This is a genomic window from Paenirhizobium cremeum (assembly GCF_022884085.1).
Lineage (GTDB): Bacteria > Pseudomonadota > Alphaproteobacteria > Rhizobiales > Rhizobiaceae > Allorhizobium > Allorhizobium cremeum.
In genome coordinates this window covers 325,221-343,773 of sequence record NZ_JAGGCS010000003.1, presented here as the reverse complement: position 1 = coordinate 343,773, position 18,553 = coordinate 325,221, and the positions used below count along the sequence as shown (strand labels likewise).

Annotated in this window: 24 protein-coding genes; 5 read left to right on the top strand and 19 right to left on the bottom strand. The window is 59.5% G+C overall.

Translation table 11 applies throughout. The features are described from left to right. Window positions 1-58: 58 nt before the first annotated feature. Complete coding sequence (locus J5N58_RS08200) at window positions 59-244, top strand: hypothetical protein (protein ID WP_244710404.1); 186 nt, start codon at window positions 59-61, stop codon at window positions 242-244. Window positions 245-246: 2 nt separating this feature from the next. Beyond that, window positions 247-735, top strand: a complete 489-nt coding sequence (locus tag J5N58_RS08195; protein ID WP_244710402.1) for a hypothetical protein — start codon at window positions 247-249, stop codon at window positions 733-735. 345 nt (window positions 736-1,080) lie between these two features. Here the strand turns inward: J5N58_RS08195 and J5N58_RS08190 are convergent, their stop codons facing one another. From J5N58_RS08190 to J5N58_RS08165, 6 genes are all read right to left on the bottom strand, one after another. Next, a complete protein-coding gene (locus tag J5N58_RS08190) occupies window positions 1,081-1,401 on the bottom strand; it encodes a hypothetical protein (protein ID WP_185809912.1) in 321 nt (106 codons plus the stop codon). 29 nt (window positions 1,402-1,430) lie between these two features. After that, window positions 1,431-2,024, bottom strand: a complete 594-nt coding sequence (locus tag J5N58_RS08185) for an HK97 family phage prohead protease (protein WP_244710399.1) — start codon at window positions 2,022-2,024, stop codon at window positions 1,431-1,433. Beyond that, the gene (locus J5N58_RS08180) at window positions 2,008-2,148 is read right to left on the bottom strand and encodes a hypothetical protein (protein WP_185809910.1); all 141 of its coding nucleotides are present in this window, start codon (window positions 2,146-2,148) and stop codon (window positions 2,008-2,010) included. The genes J5N58_RS08185 and J5N58_RS08180 overlap by 17 nt, the downstream gene beginning before the upstream one ends. Beyond that, complete coding sequence (locus tag J5N58_RS08175) at window positions 2,148-2,723, bottom strand: hypothetical protein (RefSeq protein WP_244710397.1); 576 nt, start codon at window positions 2,721-2,723, stop codon at window positions 2,148-2,150. The genes J5N58_RS08180 and J5N58_RS08175 overlap by 1 nt, the downstream gene beginning before the upstream one ends. Before the next feature lie 8 nt (window positions 2,724-2,731). Further along, entirely contained in the window at window positions 2,732-3,361 is a 630-nt protein-coding gene (locus tag J5N58_RS08170) for a hypothetical protein (protein ID WP_244710395.1), read from the bottom strand. 108 nt (window positions 3,362-3,469) lie between these two features. Then, the gene (locus J5N58_RS08165) at window positions 3,470-4,582 is read right to left on the bottom strand and encodes a hypothetical protein (protein WP_244710393.1); all 1,113 of its coding nucleotides are present in this window, start codon (window positions 4,580-4,582) and stop codon (window positions 3,470-3,472) included. A 556-nt stretch (window positions 4,583-5,138) separates the two neighbouring features. Between J5N58_RS08165 and J5N58_RS08160 the strand changes: the two genes are divergently transcribed. Beyond that, complete coding sequence (locus J5N58_RS08160) at window positions 5,139-5,744, top strand: BRCT domain-containing protein (RefSeq protein ID WP_244710391.1); 606 nt, start codon at window positions 5,139-5,141, stop codon at window positions 5,742-5,744. A 577-nt stretch (window positions 5,745-6,321) separates the two neighbouring features. Here J5N58_RS08160 and J5N58_RS08155 read toward each other — a convergent pair. From J5N58_RS08155 to J5N58_RS08120, 8 genes are all read right to left on the bottom strand, one after another. Beyond that, window positions 6,322-6,501, bottom strand: a complete 180-nt coding sequence (locus J5N58_RS08155) for a hypothetical protein (protein ID WP_244710389.1) — start codon at window positions 6,499-6,501, stop codon at window positions 6,322-6,324. A gap of 137 nt (window positions 6,502-6,638) precedes the next feature. Continuing rightward, window positions 6,639-8,144: an AAA family ATPase gene (locus J5N58_RS08150; protein ID WP_244710387.1), complete on the bottom strand. Its 1,506-nt coding sequence runs from the start codon at window positions 8,142-8,144 to the stop codon at window positions 6,639-6,641. A 351-nt stretch (window positions 8,145-8,495) separates the two neighbouring features. Next, entirely contained in the window at window positions 8,496-8,711 is a 216-nt protein-coding gene (locus J5N58_RS08145) for a hypothetical protein (RefSeq protein WP_244710385.1), read from the bottom strand. Continuing rightward, window positions 8,680-8,829, bottom strand: coding sequence for a hypothetical protein (locus tag J5N58_RS08140; protein WP_244710383.1), 150 nt, complete (start codon window positions 8,827-8,829; stop codon window positions 8,680-8,682). The genes J5N58_RS08145 and J5N58_RS08140 overlap by 32 nt, the downstream gene beginning before the upstream one ends. Before the next feature lie 74 nt (window positions 8,830-8,903). Continuing rightward, window positions 8,904-9,074: a hypothetical protein gene (locus J5N58_RS08135; RefSeq protein WP_244710381.1), complete on the bottom strand. Its 171-nt coding sequence runs from the start codon at window positions 9,072-9,074 to the stop codon at window positions 8,904-8,906. Beyond that, window positions 9,071-9,286: a helix-turn-helix transcriptional regulator gene (locus J5N58_RS08130; RefSeq protein ID WP_244710379.1), complete on the bottom strand. Its 216-nt coding sequence runs from the start codon at window positions 9,284-9,286 to the stop codon at window positions 9,071-9,073. The genes J5N58_RS08135 and J5N58_RS08130 overlap by 4 nt, the downstream gene beginning before the upstream one ends. Before the next feature lie 134 nt (window positions 9,287-9,420). Next, window positions 9,421-10,581 carry a tyrosine-type recombinase/integrase gene (locus J5N58_RS08125; protein ID WP_244710377.1) on the bottom strand — a complete coding sequence of 387 codons (1,161 nt, stop codon included), beginning with the start codon at window positions 10,579-10,581 and terminating at the stop codon, window positions 9,421-9,423. A gap of 204 nt (window positions 10,582-10,785) precedes the next feature. Next, window positions 10,786-11,613 carry an oxidoreductase gene (locus J5N58_RS08120; protein ID WP_113442808.1) on the bottom strand — a complete coding sequence of 276 codons (828 nt, stop codon included), beginning with the start codon at window positions 11,611-11,613 and terminating at the stop codon, window positions 10,786-10,788. An 83-nt stretch (window positions 11,614-11,696) separates the two neighbouring features. Between J5N58_RS08120 and J5N58_RS08115 the strand changes: the two genes are divergently transcribed. Further along, window positions 11,697-12,626, top strand: a complete 930-nt coding sequence (locus tag J5N58_RS08115; protein ID WP_425314457.1) for an AraC family transcriptional regulator — start codon at window positions 11,697-11,699, stop codon at window positions 12,624-12,626. A gap of 186 nt (window positions 12,627-12,812) precedes the next feature. Here the strand turns inward: J5N58_RS08115 and J5N58_RS08110 are convergent, their stop codons facing one another. Continuing rightward, entirely contained in the window at window positions 12,813-13,253 is a 441-nt protein-coding gene (locus J5N58_RS08110) for a helix-turn-helix domain-containing protein (RefSeq protein WP_113442810.1), read from the bottom strand. A gap of 69 nt (window positions 13,254-13,322) precedes the next feature. Here J5N58_RS08110 and J5N58_RS08105 point away from each other — a divergent pair, with 69 nt between their 5' ends. Beyond that, on the top strand, window positions 13,323-14,561 hold the full coding sequence (locus J5N58_RS08105) for an MFS transporter (RefSeq protein WP_113457263.1): 1,239 nt from the start codon (window positions 13,323-13,325) through the stop codon (window positions 14,559-14,561). A 47-nt stretch (window positions 14,562-14,608) separates the two neighbouring features. On the opposite strand, the gene hpaI is transcribed toward J5N58_RS08105, so the two are convergent. The 4 genes from hpaI to tgt form a co-directional block, all read right to left on the bottom strand. Then, window positions 14,609-15,415, bottom strand: a complete 807-nt coding sequence (gene hpaI, locus J5N58_RS08100) for a 4-hydroxy-2-oxoheptanedioate aldolase (RefSeq protein ID WP_113339495.1) — start codon at window positions 15,413-15,415, stop codon at window positions 14,609-14,611. Between the two features lie 99 nt (window positions 15,416-15,514). Further along, complete coding sequence (gene recX, locus J5N58_RS08095) at window positions 15,515-16,078, bottom strand: recombination regulator RecX (RefSeq protein WP_113442812.1); 564 nt, start codon at window positions 16,076-16,078, stop codon at window positions 15,515-15,517. After that, complete coding sequence (locus J5N58_RS08090; RefSeq protein ID WP_244710373.1) at window positions 16,075-17,292, bottom strand: MFS transporter; 1,218 nt, start codon at window positions 17,290-17,292, stop codon at window positions 16,075-16,077. Before J5N58_RS08090 ends, recX begins: the two co-directional genes overlap by 4 nt. Window positions 17,293-17,421: 129 nt before the next feature. Then, a complete protein-coding gene (tgt, locus tag J5N58_RS08085; protein ID WP_113442814.1) occupies window positions 17,422-18,552 on the bottom strand; it encodes a tRNA guanosine(34) transglycosylase Tgt in 1,131 nt (376 codons plus the stop codon). Between the last annotated feature and the right edge of the window lies 1 nt (window position 18,553).

The window sequence follows — 18,553 nt, the reverse complement described above, 5'->3', positions numbered from 1 at the left end:
CAACTTGTATTTTGGACCGGACGTCGTATTCTCGTGTTCTCGAGATACGGAGCAGGTCATGGCCGACGACGATAACAAGATTTACAAAAACGATCCCGACTCAAAACGTCCGCTGAACGAAGAACGCGGGAACTTTCAGAAGTCTTATACAACGTCCCACTTGGAGGACCAACTTAACCAAGGCGGTGGGTCTGGTAAGGGCGGTGGGTCCGGCAAGGATGGAGGCGACAAGAGCAAGAGCTGAGAATGACGGAACAGACCGCTGTGTTTGACTGGGCCTACTGGCTCTCCATCACTTCTAGCGCAGCAACCATAGCCGCGCTGATATACGCGGCGTATCAGGTGCGTCAGGCTCGAATATCTGCTTCGGCGTCAGCATCCTCAACCATATTCTCTATGATCCGCGCCGACGTTGAGCGCATAAGCCTGCAGACGGAAGACAAGGCTTACTACTTTGCCGTCTGCGACTTCCTGAACAACCTCGAATTTGCCTGCGCGCTCTATTTCGACGGGCAGTACGCCGGAAAAAGCGGCTCGCTGACTATCTCTTTGATCAAGTCAATGATGTCGATGGTCGACCGTATACCGCGCCTCAGGGAATGTGTCTCAAAAGCGATTCATGAGGAGACCACTTTTGAAAATATCAAGAGGTTTTCGAGTAAGTACAAGAAGGAGTGGACGCCAATTCAGCCAAAACAGAGCGTGGCCACTTCGCAAGACGGTATGAATCGATGAACTCTCCACGTACAACCTGAGGGTCGAATGGCGTGCATGCAACGGTTTCTCTCCGGTCGGCAGCCGCTAGCTTTGCTTGATCTTGAGCATGCGAAATCAATTCATCCAGATCCATTATCGACTGCCCTCAACATTTGAATTGAAAAAATGTGCGTTGTGGTACCGCGCCGCCCCTGCAGCAAGCGGCTTGGCAACTTCTGACACCCCCGGTGGGCCGAAAAACTCAATGATTTCTCGCGCGCGCGTTGCGCACGCGCTAGGCAAATTCCTGAGTTAGCGTTCGCGTTAGATTGGCGCACGGGTCCGTGGCCGAGACGCCCCGAAGACTGGAGGCCGGGGTGGGGCTTACGCCGCCACCCAGGCCACCTTCCAGCCAGGCTCGGCGAAGAAGTCATAATCTTCTCCCGCTCGGCAAAGTGTGCGAGCGCCGGTCGAAGCGTTCGGGCTCGGGCCGATCGCCACCCACGAATCCGCTGCCGCCTGAACGCGGAAGATGGGAGGCCCCATAACTTCGTGGTCTGCGGGCGCCACCAGTGTAGTTGTGCCGCCAGAGGCCAGGGATTCGCTGCCAGTAATGCGCGTGAGGAGTGCCGCACCTTTGATGAGGTTTCGCCCGTAGCTTGGGCCGACGTAGCCGGTGGTTACGTGAAGTCCTGCAAATGCCATTGTGTTTTCCTATCGTGTTCGTTGGTGAGTTAGAGCTTAGCCAGCGCCGCGCGCATCTTCTCGAGCGGATCGACTGGTTCACATTTTGCCGATGTTTGCGCGAGTGCTTGTCGCAATCGCTCTGCAGCCTCGTCGTAGTCAGATACGGGAACGACACGGGCCAAGTCGTTGGACGGCTCATCAACGAGCGAGAGCTCGCGAAGGTCGATCTCGTCGAGGTAGCGCTTCACGTTGCCCTTGCCGACTGAGGTGCGCTCAGGGACGAAGCCAATAGAGAGGCCGTCCAGAACACCAGCACGCATAAGGCTAAGCAAGCGCTTACCCTGATCTGTATCGAGCGCCAGGAGGCGTCCCTCGACCCATAGTCCCTTGGAATCTTCGCGCATCTGGGTCCAGACGCCGATGGGCAAGTCGTCGTGTCTGAAGGGGTTGCTGCTGCTGCCGTGCATCAGCTTCATCGTGGGCAGTCGCCCCTTGACGCGCCAAGCTCTCAGAGACTTCTCAAAGGATCCGCGGCGGATCACGTCGCGGTGACTGTCGAGGTTGTCGAAGACGGCGCCATAACCTGAAAAGGTGCCGTCCGCCGTGATGACTGGCTTGAAGAGGCTATTCTTTTTTTCCACCGTGCCGCTCCAGCCATTTCAGCAGTTGGGTGGCGGCCTTTAGGCCGATTGGCGGCGTGGGTACCTTTGCTTCGGTGGCTTCTGCTTCTTGGCCGCGATCGTCATTCTTGGTTGCCGTCTGCATTAGCGATACCCCACCGGAACTTGGCTTTCCTTGATCAGTCCGTTGCGCGCCGCCTTACGAAGGTCGATAGCGAGGTCGTTGTTTCGATCACTCGGTGCTCCGAAGAAGTCGCGGCCGAAGTCCGTGAGTCCCGTGGGATCAACACCCGCTCGCATGAAGTCTCTCCGAAGAGCGCCGAGCTTCCAGTGAGCGGCGGCCGCCAGGCAAAGAGCCGAGTAGAACTCGGTGGCGATTGCCTCATACTCAGGTCGGAAACTCTTCACGATGGCCGCGGAAGCCTGCCGTGTGAGCTCGTTCTTCTTCAGGGCGATTTCGTCAAGCGCGTCTTTGATGTCACGCTCTTCCCGCACCAGGCGGGCGATGGCATCGCGGTCGTCCGCGGGGGGCTCATACGAGATACCGGCGACCAATGCGGCCACGCGGTCCTTGTGCTCCTGCGGCGGTGTAGCCGCCTTGGCATGGATCGCCGCGAGCTCTTGTCGATTCGCCGCCTGCCGTTTGATTAGCTCTGTCTGGCGCTTCTCGACAGCTGCCAGTTCGGCCGAATGCTCTTCGGGCCGAGGGATATTCTTCATGTGTCACCTCAGGTGATGATTTGCGTGGCCAACCGCTTGAGCAGTGGCAGCGGGATAAGGGCGAGCCGGGTCATGCGGTCAGGGCTACTGAAACCGCGCTTGTAGATCCGAGTGACTGGATCGCCTTCGAAACGTCTGGCCGCAACGGTCATGAAGTTGGCCTCGGAAACCAAGACATCACCGGATCGAAAGTCGACATCCCCACCGGCAAGCCCTGCAGCTTGGTCGAGAAGGTCGGTTAGCTCCGTCTCAGCATTTACAGCGCCATCGCCTGCAGTACGCGGCAGGTCGCCCGTCTGCATCTCAGTTGCCACGCAGGTCACGGCTCTGTTGGCCGACAGCGCGAGGATGATGCGCGCCAGTTCGCGGGACGTGAATGTGGCCTTTCGACCGGAGGAGATGCGATCGGCCTCGCGAAGTCGACGCACAGTGTCGCGCACGACCGAGGGCGATACCGATAGCTCAGCCGCAATTACTTCCTCCGCCTCTGCGGAGGTCAGTGTTTTTTTCATCATGTTGAAGTTCCAGATAATTGGAAAACGGAAAACGCAGCAACCGGCCAAGCGTGAAGCCTGGCCGGTGCGCGATCGATACCCGGCGTCGCCGTCGCGGGTGGATTTATCGCCGTGGCGGTACATCCGCGCCTCCGGCAATGGGGAAGAAAAAAGCCAGCCCGAGGGCTGGCTAGTTAGGAACCCTACGAGAGGCCCGATATCTATTATCCGCGCCAGTCTGCAAAGTGGGACTCATGCAGCTGACAAAATCTTCGAAAGGCGTTCGCAGGCTTCTTGCAGCGCCTGGCGCCCCTTCCGCTCCGCAACTTTTCCTGCGAACCCTACCACGTTGCCAATGTCGGTCATGTTGCGCGCCGTGAGGGCCGCATCCAGTACGGTGACGTCTTGCGCCGGTAGTTTTGAAACGACTTCGGCACGGTCAAGGGTATGCTCATCATCACGGATCGTTGCCCCCTGGTTCGCCTTCTTCGGCATGGCCACCCATGACGAGAAAATGTCGCCGACATCCAGCGATCCAGTAGGGAGCACTGGCCGGGGATCTTGCTCAACTGGTGGCAAACCGGCGAAAGCCCTCGCTTCGTTCAGCGGCATGGTCGTCGGCGGCAGTGCCGGGAGCGGCCTATCTTTGACGCGGTTTGCACGCTCTCGCGCCTTTCTTCGACTTTCGGCAGTCTGCGGTATGAATTCCCCAGCGTAGCAGCCGAGCCAGTTGGCGAGGCGCAGCCGCTTGGCAAACTCCTCCTCTTCATCAAGATCTGCACCCTTAGCTCGTCCGAAGCGGTCCACCGGGCGTTTTCCCCGCCATGAGATGATTTGCCGGTTATTGCCAGGGCGTGTCGTCGTGCCATCTGCAACAGTCGGCATGATCCCGAAGCGCAGCGCGCCAAGCCGTACAATCTGTCCGCCACGCTTCTCGATGTCGCCGCCTAGGGGTCTTCTGTCTATGAGGCCTGGGCGATGAGGTTCGAGCTCTACGTTTTTGACCGCAGCCATCAGGGCTCCAACGGTCGGGCGTATCTCGTGCTCGCATTCGACTATGGGCGGCGCCGGCTCGTCGTCGCGCTCCTCTTCCTCGAAATTGTCATTGGCCGGTATAATCGACCAGTTTGTGCGGAGCGGTTCCGCGGGAGGACGAGAAATGGCGCGCCATTTAAGGATCACGGCCAAGTCATCGGATAGACCGGCATGACGAGGTGAAGACGATCTCGGAGTGGTGAAAATGTCAGAATCGTTTGCGGGCGCGTGTTCGCGCCAAGCGGCCACGGCCGCGCGGTGCTGTGCAGTAGTTCTCACGTGGATCTCGTAGGTTCGAGAGCGCTGTCCGTTGTTCGGATCTTTGCGCATGCTGTCGCTGCAGCGGGTTTTCAAGCATCAGGGATGCTAAATTGCAGATAAGAAGAAGACCCCTGCCGGTAAAGGCGGGTTTGATTAAAAAAATCAAAACACAGAAAAAACTCTGCACATGAGGTGGACGCGGGTGTGGTGCCGTCCCGACATGTGAAGATTGTAGGCCGGGGTCTTGCAACCAGCCTCGGGGCACTCTAACTTAAAAGGCAACTTGAGACAGCCGCGCATGGGGAAGCGACCAGGGCTGTTGCAATCTGGAAATTCCTCAAAAGTCTGGCGGGCGGTACGCGGTTCATCAAGGACTTCGCCCAGAGAAATAGGAGATGCGTATGAACGCTTCTTTGCTTCTCGAAGCCAGCCAGTCGAGGAAGACCATCCGACTGAAGTTTGATCTTCGGATCAGCTTGGCTTCGATAGTGGCCTTCTTCGGGCTGTAATGCGAAAGGCCCTTCAGAGAAATCTGGAGGGTCTTTTTGCTACTGCCAACACTTGCCGGACACCGTTGACCTTGATTGCATTGCGCCCCATCATACCCGGAAAGATGGAGGGCAGGATGGACGAGCAGCTACTTTACAACGTATCGAACGATCGCATTGACAGCCGGCAGATCGACGAGCTCATCGGCTTGGCTCGTGGCCTCGTAGCGGATGGCGCGATCAATCAGGCGGAGGTGGAGTTTCTTCAAAAGTGGCTAGTTGCCAATATCGCGTCGAGCAACCACCCTTTGCTGAGGCGCCTTTACCAAAGGGTGGCGGAGATATTGGCCGATGGCCACGTCGACGAGGAGGAGAAGGCGGAACTGCTGGACACCTTGAATAGGTTTTCAAATAGAGACTTCGAACTTGGTGAAAGCATGAAAGCGACGACTTTGCCCCTGTGTTCTCCTGCGCCGAAACTGGACTTCGCGGGAAGGAGCTACTGCTTCACCGGAACTTTCAACTTCGGTCAGCGAAAGCACTGCGAGGATGCGGTCATGCAGCGCGGGGCCTCGCCTGGCAGCCTGAACAGGAAGACCGACTACCTCGTCATCGGTGTCTACGCGACGGAGTCCTGGAAGCACTCTTCGTTCGGCAACAAGATCCTCAAGGCAGTTGAAATGCGCGACGCAGGGCTTCCGATCCGGATCGTTTCGGAGGAGCATTGGGTATCGCATTTGTAGGTGACAGTCATCGCGTGGTGATTGTCGGTTGAAGTTTCAAGGGGTGGGTGCGCGCAATAGGCGCGGCGTGCACAAGAAATTAACCATTCGTTAACGATTTGCGTTGACACTGTTAACGAACGGCGTATAAGCGGGGATAAGTAGAAATTCCCCCATTTACGCTTCATTAACCACTTGCAATGTTCCGTCGGATCGTGCAAATCAGAAGGCGTGCCTAGATCGAAACCTAGGCACGCCCTTTGTGTGTTTGCCGCGGTTGCCTGGCTTGCCGCGAAGCAAGCCGCGCGCCGAAGCGGTAGTCTGGACAACTCCGTAGATAGCGCCCAAAGGCCATTTTGGCAAGGCCAGAGGGAATGCGCATTATGTCTAAGCAGCCTCCTCTTCGTCCTGGCGTGGAAGCGCCTCGCTCGGGTCAATACCAGATCATTGGGCCGCGCGGTGGCGCGGGACCGGAAAGGACAGTCGTTCGCGGCGAGCCTCTTCCTCCCACGCCTAAGCCTGGATCCAGTTACAAACTGGTTGACCCCACCAAGACCAAGTAAGTCGATCAGGCCGGCGCGAATGCCGGCCTTTTCTTTTACAGGCAGCCGATCCGCTTAACCCGCGGCTTGTTATCATTCGCCGCAAGCGCCCGCAATTCCGCGACCAGCTCGCTTTTCTCTTCATGGAATTGATGAGGATCCCGATGGGACGGCGCTAGGCGCGCGAGCCGATCGGCGATGTCACGCAGCCTTGCTGCTGTTGTGTTGGTGGTCAAGTTGCTTTCTCAAATAGGTTGGCATGCCGGGGCAGTTCCAACTGCCAACCGGTGTTCCGACCGGGCGGGGGTTATAGGGGGTTGGAAGGAACTCCGGTTGGAACCCGTTGGAATGTGGTCGGAACGCGGTTGGAAGCTCAGTTGGAATGCACGGCAACTAGCCGCTGTCGCTGCTTCGAAGCTGGCCCTTCCATTTCAACTCTCAGCTTGCCGGACGCCAGAAGGCGCTTCATGGCGGCCTCAAGCTCCTTCTTCTTAACCCCTGCCGCGCCTGGCATATCGGCCATCACAGAAGGCGCGTAGGTGACCGATTTCGATGATGACACCCGCTGGCCACTGGCGTTGATGCCATCAAGCAGCTGGATGAATATGTCATCGGCCCGTTTAGCCAGGAGCGCGGCGGCTGGACTGGGGGTACCGTCGTCAAGAACAAACGCACCGGCTTTCCAACGTAGTCGTATTTCATCGCCTGTCGTGCCGTAGTTGGCTTTCATCGTCTTCAGTACTCGGGCATCGGGGTCAATGGAGTCGCCAGTCGGCCGCGTCAAATAGAGGCGGCTTCGCACGCTGTTATTCCAAGCTGTTGATCCGGAAGAACCGGATCCGCTTTTCATGCCTTCAACGGAGGGGTGAGCCAGAAGCAAAACGGCGCAATCACCTTCGATCGCCATTTTGCGCAGAAGGGCAATGAAGCCGCGTACATGCGGCCTCTTGATCTCGTCGCCGCCGAACAAGTCGGCTGCGGTGTCGAAGACGACAAACCGCGGTTTGAACTTCTCAACATGCTCCGCAATTTCGAGCCATAGGTCGGTTGGGTGCATCGTCCCATTCTTGTCGGGCGTGGCCAGTATGGCGTCGGAATCAGCCAGCGACAGGACCTGTAACGAATGAAGTGACGCTAGATCACGGTCCATAGATGCACTGATGTCAGCCAAGCGCCGGTGAAATTCCTCGGCCTCATCTTCCGCGCCGATGTAGAGCGCCCGATCCGCCGTAGGCGTAAGCCCGAGCGTTTCGCAGCCCATCGCAGCCGCAGCCGCAATCTGCAGTGCCAGAAGCGATTTGCCCACGCCGCCATCGCCGTTGAGGATTGTCACCGTCCGGTTCGGTATCAGCCCCTCAAGGAACCATTCGCGCACCGGGATTGGCCTGTGAGCAAAGCGCGACGCAGTGATGAAGTTAAGCGGATCGCGGCGCTTGGGCGGCAGTTCGATCTTCCTGACTTGTCGCAAAGATGGTGGCCCCCATTCGAAGAAGAAGGCGGAACCATGCTTGTAGATGTTGCCCTTCACCCGGTCGACGGTCGCATTGTACAGCCGACCCATGCCGATCGATCCGCCGTAGAGATCAAGGAAGTCGTAGAGCTCATCCGGCACATTGTCGTTTGCAGCGGTTCGCTTTGGCTCGCACATGACATCAGCTAGCGAGTCCGCACGGCCTGCGCAGACATCGCGCGCAGCGTCGACTATGCTTTGCGGCACTGTGCACGCGAACGGCGCCGGGATGGCGCGGTCACCGTCGAAGACGGTGAGCATTTGCGTTTCCTCGTCCGCATCAGCGTCGAACTTCTGCAGGCTGTCGGTGAGGATCGCGAGTTGGTCTATCTGGTCCGCTGGGACGTCCACCCAATGGGCGACGGGCAACAAGTCTCCGCGTGATGTTGCGCCTGGCGGCCTAAGGCACATTTCGCCAGAAAGACGGCCGGCGAACGAGTATCGATAATCCCAAATGGCTTCGCGCGGATCGGGCTTAGACTGCGTGGTTGCGGCGGTTGTCATTGGCGCTAACGGCCTCTCTGGTCATCTTCACTGCAAGATCATGGCCGAAAGTGACCACACGGCCTTGGCGACCCATCGGGCCATATACGAAGTGGCTGCCGTCCGGCGCGCGCATAAGGCGGCATCCGAGGATCCGGCACTCAGGCGTCAGCTGGACATCGAACTGCGCCACCTGCCTTACTCCATGCGTTTCACCGCTAGGGGTGCGCCTAACGTTCAAGACTTGCACGGCTTCACCTCCACCGAATAGCCAAGCGCGAGCTTGCCGGTTTTGTTCAGGTACTGGACTATGTACCGCGGTGGGTCATAGTCGCCAGCGGCGACGCCAACGACCTTTACGGGTAGATTGGGCATGCCGTCGGTCGACAGGTGGATGTAGTCCCAGACGTCAGCGACGCCATCAAACGGCGCGACGGGAATCGATCTTGTCATCAGCGTTCTCCTTGTGATTGTCGTTGGCGGGGTCGCGACCGGTGAGTTGGTAGAACTCCGCCCAAGTGATGCGGCGCCCACGGTAAGGGCGGTCGGGGTCTGGCTTGGTAGTGGTCATACTGCCTCCCATGGCTGGAAAGCCCGCCGACGGTGCCGGCAGGCGGTTGATGGTTGGTGGTGTGGCGGGTTTGGTTAGGCTTTACTCAAAGAAGCCAGGGTGTGTGTCCTGGTGAAGTGGTTGGCAAGGCTTTGGACGTCGGCCTCGGTCAGATCGGTATCGCTCGACGCCATTTGCTGAATTCGGCTCGTCACAACGTCCTCAAGTCGCTCAAGCAGCTCGCGTCCCTCGTTCTCGCGGATCATGCCGCCACCTGCGCGCGGTTGGCGATCCGCTGGTCAATCCAAGCCTCAACCTCCGCTCGCACAAATGCGATGCGCCGTTCGGTCAGCTGGACTGGCTTAGGGAACTGTCCTTCCGTCGCCATCAGGGTCAAAAGCGTCCGCGAAAGGCTAGTGGCCTCGGCCGCTTCCTTAGGGTTCATGAGGCGGGGCTTGTTGTCGTTGGCAGCTTCCATAATTTTTTCTCCTCCGGGGTTGACATGTTTGTACAATTTTGTAGATTGACTCATGAGCTTTGATTGGCATATCTGCATTCAAAGCCAATGGACGCTAATGGCGTTATACAAAATTGTCAATAGGGAAACTGCGCCTACTTGGTGCAATACCTTTCCCAATCGTCCATGAGTGCCCTCCTCTTCTGCAGTGCATCCTGACGACGGTAGGCGGCTTCCGTCTTGTCCCTGACCGTATGTGCCAGCGCCATTTCAATCACGTCTCGCGGATGGTGTGTCTCGTCCCCAGCCCAATCTCTGAACGTGCTTCGAATCCCGTGGATCGTCACTGTCTTGTCGCCTGACGCGGCACGTAAGCTCTTGTTCATGGCGGTATCGCTGATGGGCGTTACCACCTTCCCGCCTTCAAACACTAGATCGCTCGTCGCAGCCTGTTTCTGCGTCTTAAGGATGGCTACAGCCCTATCGGTCAACGGTACGCGATGCTCAGCACCTGCCTTCATGCGGACCGCTGGTATCACCCACAAAGCCCCATCCAGATCGATTTCGGACCAAACTGCACCCCGAACCTCACCAGACCGGCAAGCTGTCAGGCAAAGGAATTCAACGGCTCGCGCCGATACCGCACTGGATTCCCTCAAAGCCCTCATGGTGGCGGGCATTGCCTTGTAGTCGAGCGCGGGATGATGCCCACGCGAAAGCTTATTGCGGGCCGGTAGGAGGTTTTCCAGTGCGCCGCGCCATGCTGCCGGGTTATCACCTTTGAAAAGACCCCTCGCCTTTGCGGTGTCCATCACGGCCGCTATGCGCATTCGGGTTCTGTCTGCCGTTTCCGGCTTAGTCTCCCATATCGGATTCAGCGTCCTTACAACGTCGTCGATCGTCACCTTTGCCACCGGCAGGTCGTGGAGCGGCTTGGCGTATTCGCGCAACGTCATTGCCCACTGTTGGCGATGCTTTTCGTTTTTACTAGACTTCGCCTTGACCTTGATGACGTCCTCCATGATCTCTGCAAAGGTCGCACCGGTCTTCTTGTCTGCCTTTGGATCCTCTTTGCGCGCCAGCATGTCACGTATCGCTGCAGCCTTCTCACGAGCCAAGGACACCGGGACGGGCGCGGTGCCAGCGCCATAGCCACCCAGACCCAACTCGGCGCGCTTGCCTTCCCATCTGTAGACAAAAAGCCATTGCTTACTGCCGCCTGGCCGAACGCGCAGGTAGAGCCCATCTCCGTCCGAATAAATCCCCGGTTCGGAAAGCGCTTTGCACGCCTTCTCAGTCAACTTGTGTCTCGCCATTGCCCAATCCTGCCATAACATTTGGCCTAAATTCGTTGAGCAATATAAGCCGACCAGACACAAAATCTAGCGTGTGTTTTACGCATTGACGCTAATTGTCGTAATCATGCGGACACCCCATCCGCCACCTTGGTTCATCCGGCCTGCTTTCAACAGCACACACTGCCGGCTTCGCCTTTTTGCCGTAGAGCAACGGTCATGGGGTCAGCCGTCGGTTGAAACGCTGAGTGGCTTCCAGTCCTCGATCTCCTGCTTCAGACGCTCGATTCTGTCTGACACGTGGCGGACAGCATCGCTGCCGAGCAGGAGTTGCGGCGGCGGGTTGCAGGATTCGACCAGCGCCAAAACCGCCGCAGCGAGCTTTTCCGGATCGCCGGGCTGCTTCCCGCTCCTTGCCTTGCGCGCCTCACGGATCGGATCGAACAGGGCGTCATAGTCCGCAATCGAACGTTCGGTTCGAACCATCGAGCGCCCGGCCCAATCGGTTCGGAAGGAGCCTGGGCAAAGCGTGGTGACATGCACGCCGAACGGCGTCATCTCCGCGCGCATGACTTCGGATATCCCCTGAAGGGCGAACTTGCTTCCGCAATAATAGGCAATGCCAGGCATGGTAATCATGCCGCCCATCGAGGTCACGTTCACGATGAACCCGCCGCGTCTTTCACGGAAGCGCGGAAGGAACGCCTTGGCGACCGCGACGGCGCCGAAGACGTTCACATCGAACTGACGCCGCATCTCCTCCAGGGGCGACTCTTCGAGAATCCCCTCATGGCCGTATCCGGCGTTGTTGATCAACACGTCCACGGGCCCGTAATCCTCCTCGACCTGCTGCGCGATGTCGGCAATACGGTCGAATTCCGTTACATCGCACAGAACGGATCGAACCGTCGGCAGGTGGCTCGCAAGAAAAGTGCGGGCGTCTTCGGAGCGGACGGCGCCGACCACCTGGTGCCCTTGACGGCTGGCGGACGTCGCGATTGCGAGGCCGAAGCCGGAGTTGGCCCCAGTAATGAAAAAAGTCTTGCGCGGCATGATTGCTCTCTCGATCCTGTTTGCTCTATCGTCTTGATGAATAATCTTCGGAACGGCGAGAAACCATTGCAATACCTATGAATATCTTGTCAGATCCTATGACGCTCGGGGATAGATCTCCTGAACGCCACGCGCTGGCCGCACTGGCCGCGTCGCTTGCGCCGAACCACGGTTACAACCCGACACGCCTCAACGGAGTTCGCATCCTCAGGAGCGAGGCAGTGCTTCACGATGTGCCCGTGCTCTACAAGCCGGGGGCGGTTTTCGTGTTGCAGGGCCGCAAGCAGGGCATGCTCGATGGCGAGGTCTACCGCTATGACGCGGAACATTATCTAGCCGTGTCGGTGCCGGTTCCTTTTCGGATGGAATCCGCAGCCAGTCCGGAATATCCCTTGCTGGCGGTCTATGTTGAGTTTGACATGGCGCTGGCCGCCGAGATCGCTTCGGCCGTGGCGGAAGCGCAGCCCGGACCGGAGATCGCCAAGGCACGCGGACTCGTATCGAACAGAATGGAGCGCGATATCGAGGATGTCGTACAGCGTCTGCTGCTGGCGCTCAATGATCCGCTTGAAACCGCCGTTCTCGGGGCTGCCATCCTGCGCGAGTTACATTACCGGGTTCTCGTCGGGCCGCAGGGCGGTGCGATGATTGCGGCCCTGCAACAGCAGGGCACATCCGGCAGGATCGTGCGGAGCCTCGCCTGGCTGCGCGAGAACTACGGTTCCGGCATCTCGGTTGCCGCGCTGGCGAACGAGGCGGGCATGAGCGTGCCATCCTACCACGTTCACTTCAAAGCCCTGACCGGCAGCAGTCCCATTCAGTATGTGAAGGCGATGCGGCTTCACGAGGCAAGGCTGATGATCGCCCGGCGGGATAAATCGATCGCCGAGGTTGCGGGGGCCGTCGGGTACGCCAGTGCCGCTCAGTTCAGCCGGGATTTCAAACGACATTTCCAGCGCACAGCGTCGAAGGAGGCCAGATGGGTCCGACAACATCTGGGCGAACTCTCATGACGTGTCTTCGCCAAAAGCGCGATAGTAGGGACGTGGCAAGACTACCTTGAACGGTTTGAGGCTGTGGACAGGTGGCGTCCGGCTTCCACCATGCCGCAATTCGAATTGGCAAAGGCTTGGGGATCAAAGGTTGAGCACGATTTCATGACTCGCATGTTCATCTGTCGATGCCCGCCGTTCAGCAGTTCACAATTGCGAACGATATGCCCTTTTCCCCGCTTGATGGCGCTTTCCTTCGGGCTTGCCCACCGCATCCAGCAATCGCCGAAAGCTCGGACACTCCATATGTGACGGCGCCCGGCAATCGGCGACGTGGCGGAGCGTCTCACGCAACGCGGACAATTCGTGGATTTGCCGATCGATTTCATCGGCCTTTTCGCGAAGCACGTCACGCGGCAATTCCGGCATGCCGTTTCGGCCGAACATGCCGGCAATTTCCTCAAGCGAAAAACCCGCCGACTTTGCCATCGCGATGAGCTTGAGTTGCAGCAGCACTTCCGGCGGGAACTGCCGCCGCAGTCCGTGCCGGGAAACCGAGGAAATCAGTCCGGCCTCCTCATAGTAGCGTAGCGCGGAGGGTTTCATTCCGCTTCGCGCCGCGACCTCTCCTATATCCAGAAATTTCATGCTTGACCTCAAGTTGGCTTGAAGTGGCAGCCTGCTCCCGAAACGAATTTCAAGCAAGAGGACAATAGGATGGAACAGACAAAACCGCGCTCATCGACGAACGCGCAATCGGGAATCACGACCACGCTGGCGCTTGCCATGCTGCTGGCATCGCTCGGCACCAGTATCGTCAATATCGCGCTGCCCATGCTGGCGGAGGCATTTTCAGCGCCTTTCTCACAGGTGCAGGCGGCCGTTGTCGCCTATCTCGCAGCGCTTACGGTTTCGGTCGTCGTCGCCGGCCGGCTTGGCGACACTTACGGTCTGAAGCCGATGCTCCTGGTCGGTCTGATCGTCTTCGCCGCCGCGTCGCTGCTCTGCGCGCTCGCGCCGAACCTGTGGCTGCTGATCGGTGCACGAACCCTGCAAGGCGTCGGTGCCGCCTTCCTCATGACGCTCGCCATGGCCCTGATGCGCCAGACGGCGAGCGAGGCCCGCATCGGGCGGGCAATGGGCCTGCTCGGCACGGTATCTGCGCTGGGGACGGCACTTGGCCCGACGCTCGGCGGCCTGCTGATCCCGATAACAGGATGGCGCGGCATTTTCGGGGTGCAGATACCATTGGCGGTTCTTGCGCTGGTCCTCGCCATCAAGACGCTGCCGCACCATACGATTAAGGGAAAAGCGCCGTCTGCAAGCCTGTGGTCGGGGATCAATCGGAGCCTCGTGCCCAACCTCGTCGTCAATATACTCGTTGCCGCCGTCATGATGACGACGCTGGTGGTCGGCCCCTTTTATCTCAGCCTCGGTCTCGGCCTGACGGCTGGCCATGTCGGGTTTGTCATGGCGGTCGGTCCGATGATCTCCATCTTCAGCGGGATTCCATCCGGCCGGCTCGTCGATTCCTGGGGAAGCAACCGCGTGCTTGTCATTGGGCTGATGCTGTTGGCTGTCGGGGCGTTCATGCTGGCGTTCTTGCCCAACATGACAGGCGTTGCCGGTTATTTATTGTCCATCGCCGTCCTGACGCCAGGTTACCAGCTCTTTCAATCCGCCAACAACACGGCTGCGCTGGCGGACGTACCGAAGGATCGACGCGGTACGGTTTCCGGGACGCTTAACCTGTCGCGCAATATCGGCCTGATCGCGGGCGCATCGCTGATGGGGGCCGTCTTCGCCGTCGGAGTCGGGACCGAAGAATTCGCCAAAGCGACCGGTTCAGCCATTGCGGCGGGGATGCGACTTACTTTCCTGGTGGCCGGAATGATGATGCTCGTCGCCATCGCCGTCGCGCTTGGAGTTTACAATCCCGACAAACGTTCGCGTTGACCACCATCACCAGCGCCGCCGGCCAGCACTTATCCTGTGCAACAGGCTCAGTAAACCTTCGCGTCGGCCGTGCCCTTCGCGGCCTCGGTCGACTTGAAGTCGGCGAGCAGTCTGGCTGCGGCTTCCGCGAAGAGCGTCACGTCGTTGCCGATGGCGACGAAGGTCGCGCCGAGTTCGACGTAACGCTTCGACAGCGCCAGATCGCCGATGAGGATGCCGGCGGCCTTGCCGTGCGATTGGATCTTCAGGATCGCTTTCTCGACCTCCTCCTGCACCTCCGGCGCACCGGGATTGCCGAGATATCCGAGGTCTGCGGCCAGATCGGCCGGACCGATGAAGACACCGTCCACGCCTTCGGTCGAGGCAATGTCGTCAAGCGCGGCAAGGCCGGCGCGGCTCTCGACCTGCAGCAGAAGGCAGATCTCGTCATTGGCGGTCTGAACGTAGTCTTCGATGCGGTTGAAATCCGAGGCACGGGCGATCGCCGCGCCGACACCGCGTACCCCGTGGGGCGGATAGCGGACCGCCCGTACCATCGCCTCCGCCTGTTCCCTGCCGTGCACCATGGGCACCAGCAGGCTCTGGGCGCCGATATCGAGCAACTGCTTGATGATCCAGGTTTCGCCGATCGGCGGGCGGATTACCGCGTGGCTTTTCGACCCCTTCATCGCCTGCAATTGCGCGACCATCGTCGGGATATCGTTGGGAGCGTGTTCTCCATCGATCAGAAGCCAGTCGTAACCGACGCCTGCGGATATCTCCACGGTATAGGGATTGGCAAGCGCCTGCCAGAAACCGATCTGCGTGCGCTTTTCCTTAAGAGCCTGTTTGAAATGATTTTTCGGCGCAGGCATGGGAATATCCTCGAATCTGGTTGTCGCATCGGCCCGAAGACGGTCTACACCTTTCCCGTCACGGTTCCTATTCGGGGAAACGAACACCAGCCTGCGAATTCAGGCCGAGGTCCACTCTGCCAGGAAGTCCTCAGCCTCCTCGTGCGACATTCCCATGATCCTGCTGCCGAATTCGAAACTGAAGCCGTTGCGCGCGAAAGCCGAGAGTTCCTTGGCCTTGCGCTTCTCGTCGAACTCGACACGACGAAACGGGCCGAACGCGCGCTTGCGCGCGAAGACAAGCGCTGCGCGGAAATCATCCGTATCGACCAGCGCATTATCGATGATCTGGCGGTCGACGCCTTTTTCCGCGAGCTTGCGCGCAATGATACGCCGCGACTTACCGGCAGCAGTCGAGGAACGCACCCTTACCTCGGCATAGGATAGATCGTCCAGCGCGCGTATCTGCCGGCCGAATTCCACGGCGGCAAGCGACAGCGCCTTGATCTGCGCTTCGGAAATGCCCTCGAACTTCTGACGCGCCTTGCGGGCAATCGCGGTGGAAAGCTCGTGCTCGGTCATCATCTTGCGCGACAAACGATAAGCAGCGGAATTCTTCACCCAGGCCAGCATGCGCGGGGTCGGCTCCGTCATTTCCGTCTGCTCGTCGTCCGTGCCGCTCATCGGGCCTCTTGTCCGATATTGCCGTCTTCCCGCAGCCCGCGTCCCTCCGACACGGGCGCCATCAGGAAGGCCAGCAGCGTCAGCGGCAGGATCGCCACGAAGCTGGTCGAGATGCCATAAAGTTCGGCGATACTGCCGAGCAAAGGCGGAACGCCGATGGTCGCAACCAGCATCACCATGGACAGTGCTGCAAGGTTCTCCGCCGGGGAATTCACGCTGCGCATAGAGATGACAGTGGAGACCGCCAAAGGATAATTGAAGGCAACACCGCAACCGATCAAAGCCAGCGCAATCGCCGCCAGCCACTCATTTTCAAAGTTGAGGATAATGCCGAGCCCCACGGCGACGAGAACGGCCGAAGCGCGCAACAGCAACGAGGGCCGGAAGATCCCGCGCAGCCAGTCGCCCGCAAGACGGGTGGCCCCCATGCCAATGGTGAAGAAGGCAAAGAGAAGCCCTGCCCTTGCCGGGTCGGTCGTCACGCGTTCGCGGATCAGAAACATGCCCCAGTCATAGATCGCGCCCTCGATGATGGCCAGACCGAACAGCATCAGCGCGACCAGAAGGATGGCGCGGGTCGGCCGGATGAAGACCGGCGCCGCGCTACCCGATTTCGCCTGCGCGCTCATCGCGTCCGGCGTGATCCGCAATACGATGAGCGCGCAGGCGAAGACCAGCAAGCCGATTACGGCCAGATGGGCAAAGGGTGTCATGCCCTGCCCCGCCGCCCAGCCTGACGCCATCGTTCCCAGAATCAGGCCGACGGACCAGAAGCCGTGGCTGCGGGAGATGACCTTGACACCGCTCGATTGCTCGATGCCGGTCGAGATCATGTTCTGCGCAACGTCGAGCATGGTGCGGATGAACGCGAAGAAGACGAAGCAGACAACGAAACCGGCATAGGGCACCATCGCCAGCAGCGGCGTGACGACGCTGAGGATCATCAGACTGAGCGCGGCGGTGCGCCGCGGCGAAAACCGGTTGTTGACCCTGCCGGCAATGGGCAGAGCAAGAACGGTGCCGAGCGCACCGCCGAGAAGGGCAAGGCCGAGCGTCGCCTTGTTCACCTGCATCGCCGCCTGGATATTCGGAAGGCGGGTGAACAGCGAAATGAAAAGGACCGAATTACAAAAGAAGATCAGCGCCGGAGGCGCAAGAATAGGCATGGAGGGAGGACCGGAATGCAGAAAGTCGGAGACCGAATGTTTCTGCATTGCGTCGCACAAAGCGCGGTCGCGGGCAAGCCCCCGCAGGCCCGGCATTTCCGTGAGAAGCCGTGCCGGAACCCGTCACGCCCTGCGGCTGGAACGCCAGGGCCGTCAATCGCTTTTCCGAAAGCGCGCTCAGCGGGCCTCTATATCGCCCCTGGCCCACATTTCCATGGTCTCCGACATGAAATCCGCAAAACGGCCCTCTTCGATCGATTTGCGGATGCCCTGCATCAACTCCTGATAATAGGAGAGATTGTTCCACGACAGCAGCATGCCGCCAAGCGCCTCGTTGGAGCGGATGAGGTGGTGAAGATAGGCACGGGAATAATCGCGGGACGCCGGGCAGTTCGATTCCTCGTCCAGCGGCCGCATGTCCTCGGCGTGGCGGGCGTTGCGGATATTGACCTTGCCGCGCCGGGTGAAGGCAAGACCGTGGCGGCCGGAACGGGTCGGCATCACGCAGTCGAACATGTCGATGCCGTGCGCCACGGATTTCAGAATGTCGTCCGGGGTGCCGACGCCCATCAGGTAACGAGGCTTTTCCGTGGGGAGCACCGGCAGGGTGATGTCGAGCATCTCAAGCATGACGTCCTGCGGCTCGCCGACCGCGAGACCGCCGACGGCATAACCCTTGAGATCGAGCTCTCTCAACCCTTCCGCCGAACGGATGCGTAGTTCCGGAACGTCGCCACCTTGGACAATGCCGAACATCGCCTTGCCCGGCTGCTCGCCGAAGGCGACGCGGCAGCGCTCGGCCCAACGCAGAGACATCTCCATGGCGCGCTCGATTTCCTTGGGCTCGGCCGGGAGCGCGACGCATTCATCGAGCTGCATCTGGATGTCGCTGTCCAGCAGGCCCTGGATCTCGATCGAACGTTCCGGCGACATGTGATGGATCGAGCCGTCGACATGGCTCTTGAAGGTGACGCCCTGTTCGTCGAGTTTGCGAAGCCCCGACAGCGACATGACCTGAAAACCGCCGCTATCGGTCAGGATGGGGTGCGGCCAGCGGATCAGTTCATGCAGGCCGCCGAGCCGGGCGACCCGCTCGGGACCCGGCCTGAGCATCAGATGGTAGGTGTTGCCGAGAATGATGTCGGCGCCCCCTTCCCTGACCTGATCGAGATACATGGCCTTGACGGTGCCGACCGTGCCGACCGGCATGAAGGCAGGCGTGCGGATCACACCGCGCGGCATGGATATCTCGCCGAGGCGCGCCTTGCCGGACGTGGCTTTGAGGGTGAACTGGAACTTCTCGTGCATC

Bases quoted from the DNA above. Each gene is read 5' to 3' on its own strand.
- tgt (WP_113442814.1), bottom strand. From the start codon at position 18,552: ATGCACGAGAAGTTCCAGTTCACCCTCAAAGCCACGTCCGGCAAGGCG.
- J5N58_RS08130 (WP_244710379.1), bottom strand. From the start codon at position 9,286: ATGGAAGCTGCCAACGACAACAAGCCCCGCCTCATGAACCCTAAGGAA.
- J5N58_RS08140 (WP_244710383.1), bottom strand. From the start codon at position 8,829: ATGACCACTACCAAGCCAGACCCCGACCGCCCTTACCGTGGGCGCCGC.
- J5N58_RS08190 (WP_185809912.1), bottom strand. From the start codon at position 1,401: ATGGCATTTGCAGGACTTCACGTAACCACCGGCTACGTCGGCCCAAGC.
- J5N58_RS08170 (WP_244710395.1), bottom strand. From the start codon at position 3,361: ATGTACCGCCACGGCGATAAATCCACCCGCGACGGCGACGCCGGGTAT.
- J5N58_RS08090 (WP_244710373.1), bottom strand. From the start codon at position 17,292: ATGCAGAAACATTCGGTCTCCGACTTTCTGCATTCCGGTCCTCCCTCC.
- J5N58_RS08135 (WP_244710381.1), bottom strand. From the start codon at position 9,074: ATGATCCGCGAGAACGAGGGACGCGAGCTGCTTGAGCGACTTGAGGAC.
- J5N58_RS08160 (WP_244710391.1), top strand. From the start codon at position 5,139: ATGGACGAGCAGCTACTTTACAACGTATCGAACGATCGCATTGACAGC.
- J5N58_RS08145 (WP_244710385.1), bottom strand. From the start codon at position 8,711: ATGACAAGATCGATTCCCGTCGCGCCGTTTGATGGCGTCGCTGACGTC.
- J5N58_RS08120 (WP_113442808.1), bottom strand. From the start codon at position 11,613: ATGCCGCGCAAGACTTTTTTCATTACTGGGGCCAACTCCGGCTTCGGC.
- J5N58_RS08175 (WP_244710397.1), bottom strand. From the start codon at position 2,723: ATGAAGAATATCCCTCGGCCCGAAGAGCATTCGGCCGAACTGGCAGCT.
- J5N58_RS08165 (WP_244710393.1), bottom strand. From the start codon at position 4,582: ATGCGCAAAGATCCGAACAACGGACAGCGCTCTCGAACCTACGAGATC.
- hpaI (WP_113339495.1), bottom strand. From the start codon at position 15,415: ATGCCTGCGCCGAAAAATCATTTCAAACAGGCTCTTAAGGAAAAGCGC.
- J5N58_RS08200 (WP_244710404.1), top strand. From the start codon at position 59: ATGGCCGACGACGATAACAAGATTTACAAAAACGATCCCGACTCAAAA.
- J5N58_RS08180 (WP_185809910.1), bottom strand. From the start codon at position 2,148: ATGCAGACGGCAACCAAGAATGACGATCGCGGCCAAGAAGCAGAAGCC.
- J5N58_RS08110 (WP_113442810.1), bottom strand. From the start codon at position 13,253: ATGAAATTTCTGGATATAGGAGAGGTCGCGGCGCGAAGCGGAATGAAA.
- J5N58_RS08125 (WP_244710377.1), bottom strand. From the start codon at position 10,581: ATGGCGAGACACAAGTTGACTGAGAAGGCGTGCAAAGCGCTTTCCGAA.
- J5N58_RS08105 (WP_113457263.1), top strand. From the start codon at position 13,323: ATGGAACAGACAAAACCGCGCTCATCGACGAACGCGCAATCGGGAATC.
- recX (WP_113442812.1), bottom strand. From the start codon at position 16,078: ATGAGCGGCACGGACGACGAGCAGACGGAAATGACGGAGCCGACCCCG.
- J5N58_RS08195 (WP_244710402.1), top strand. From the start codon at position 247: ATGACGGAACAGACCGCTGTGTTTGACTGGGCCTACTGGCTCTCCATC.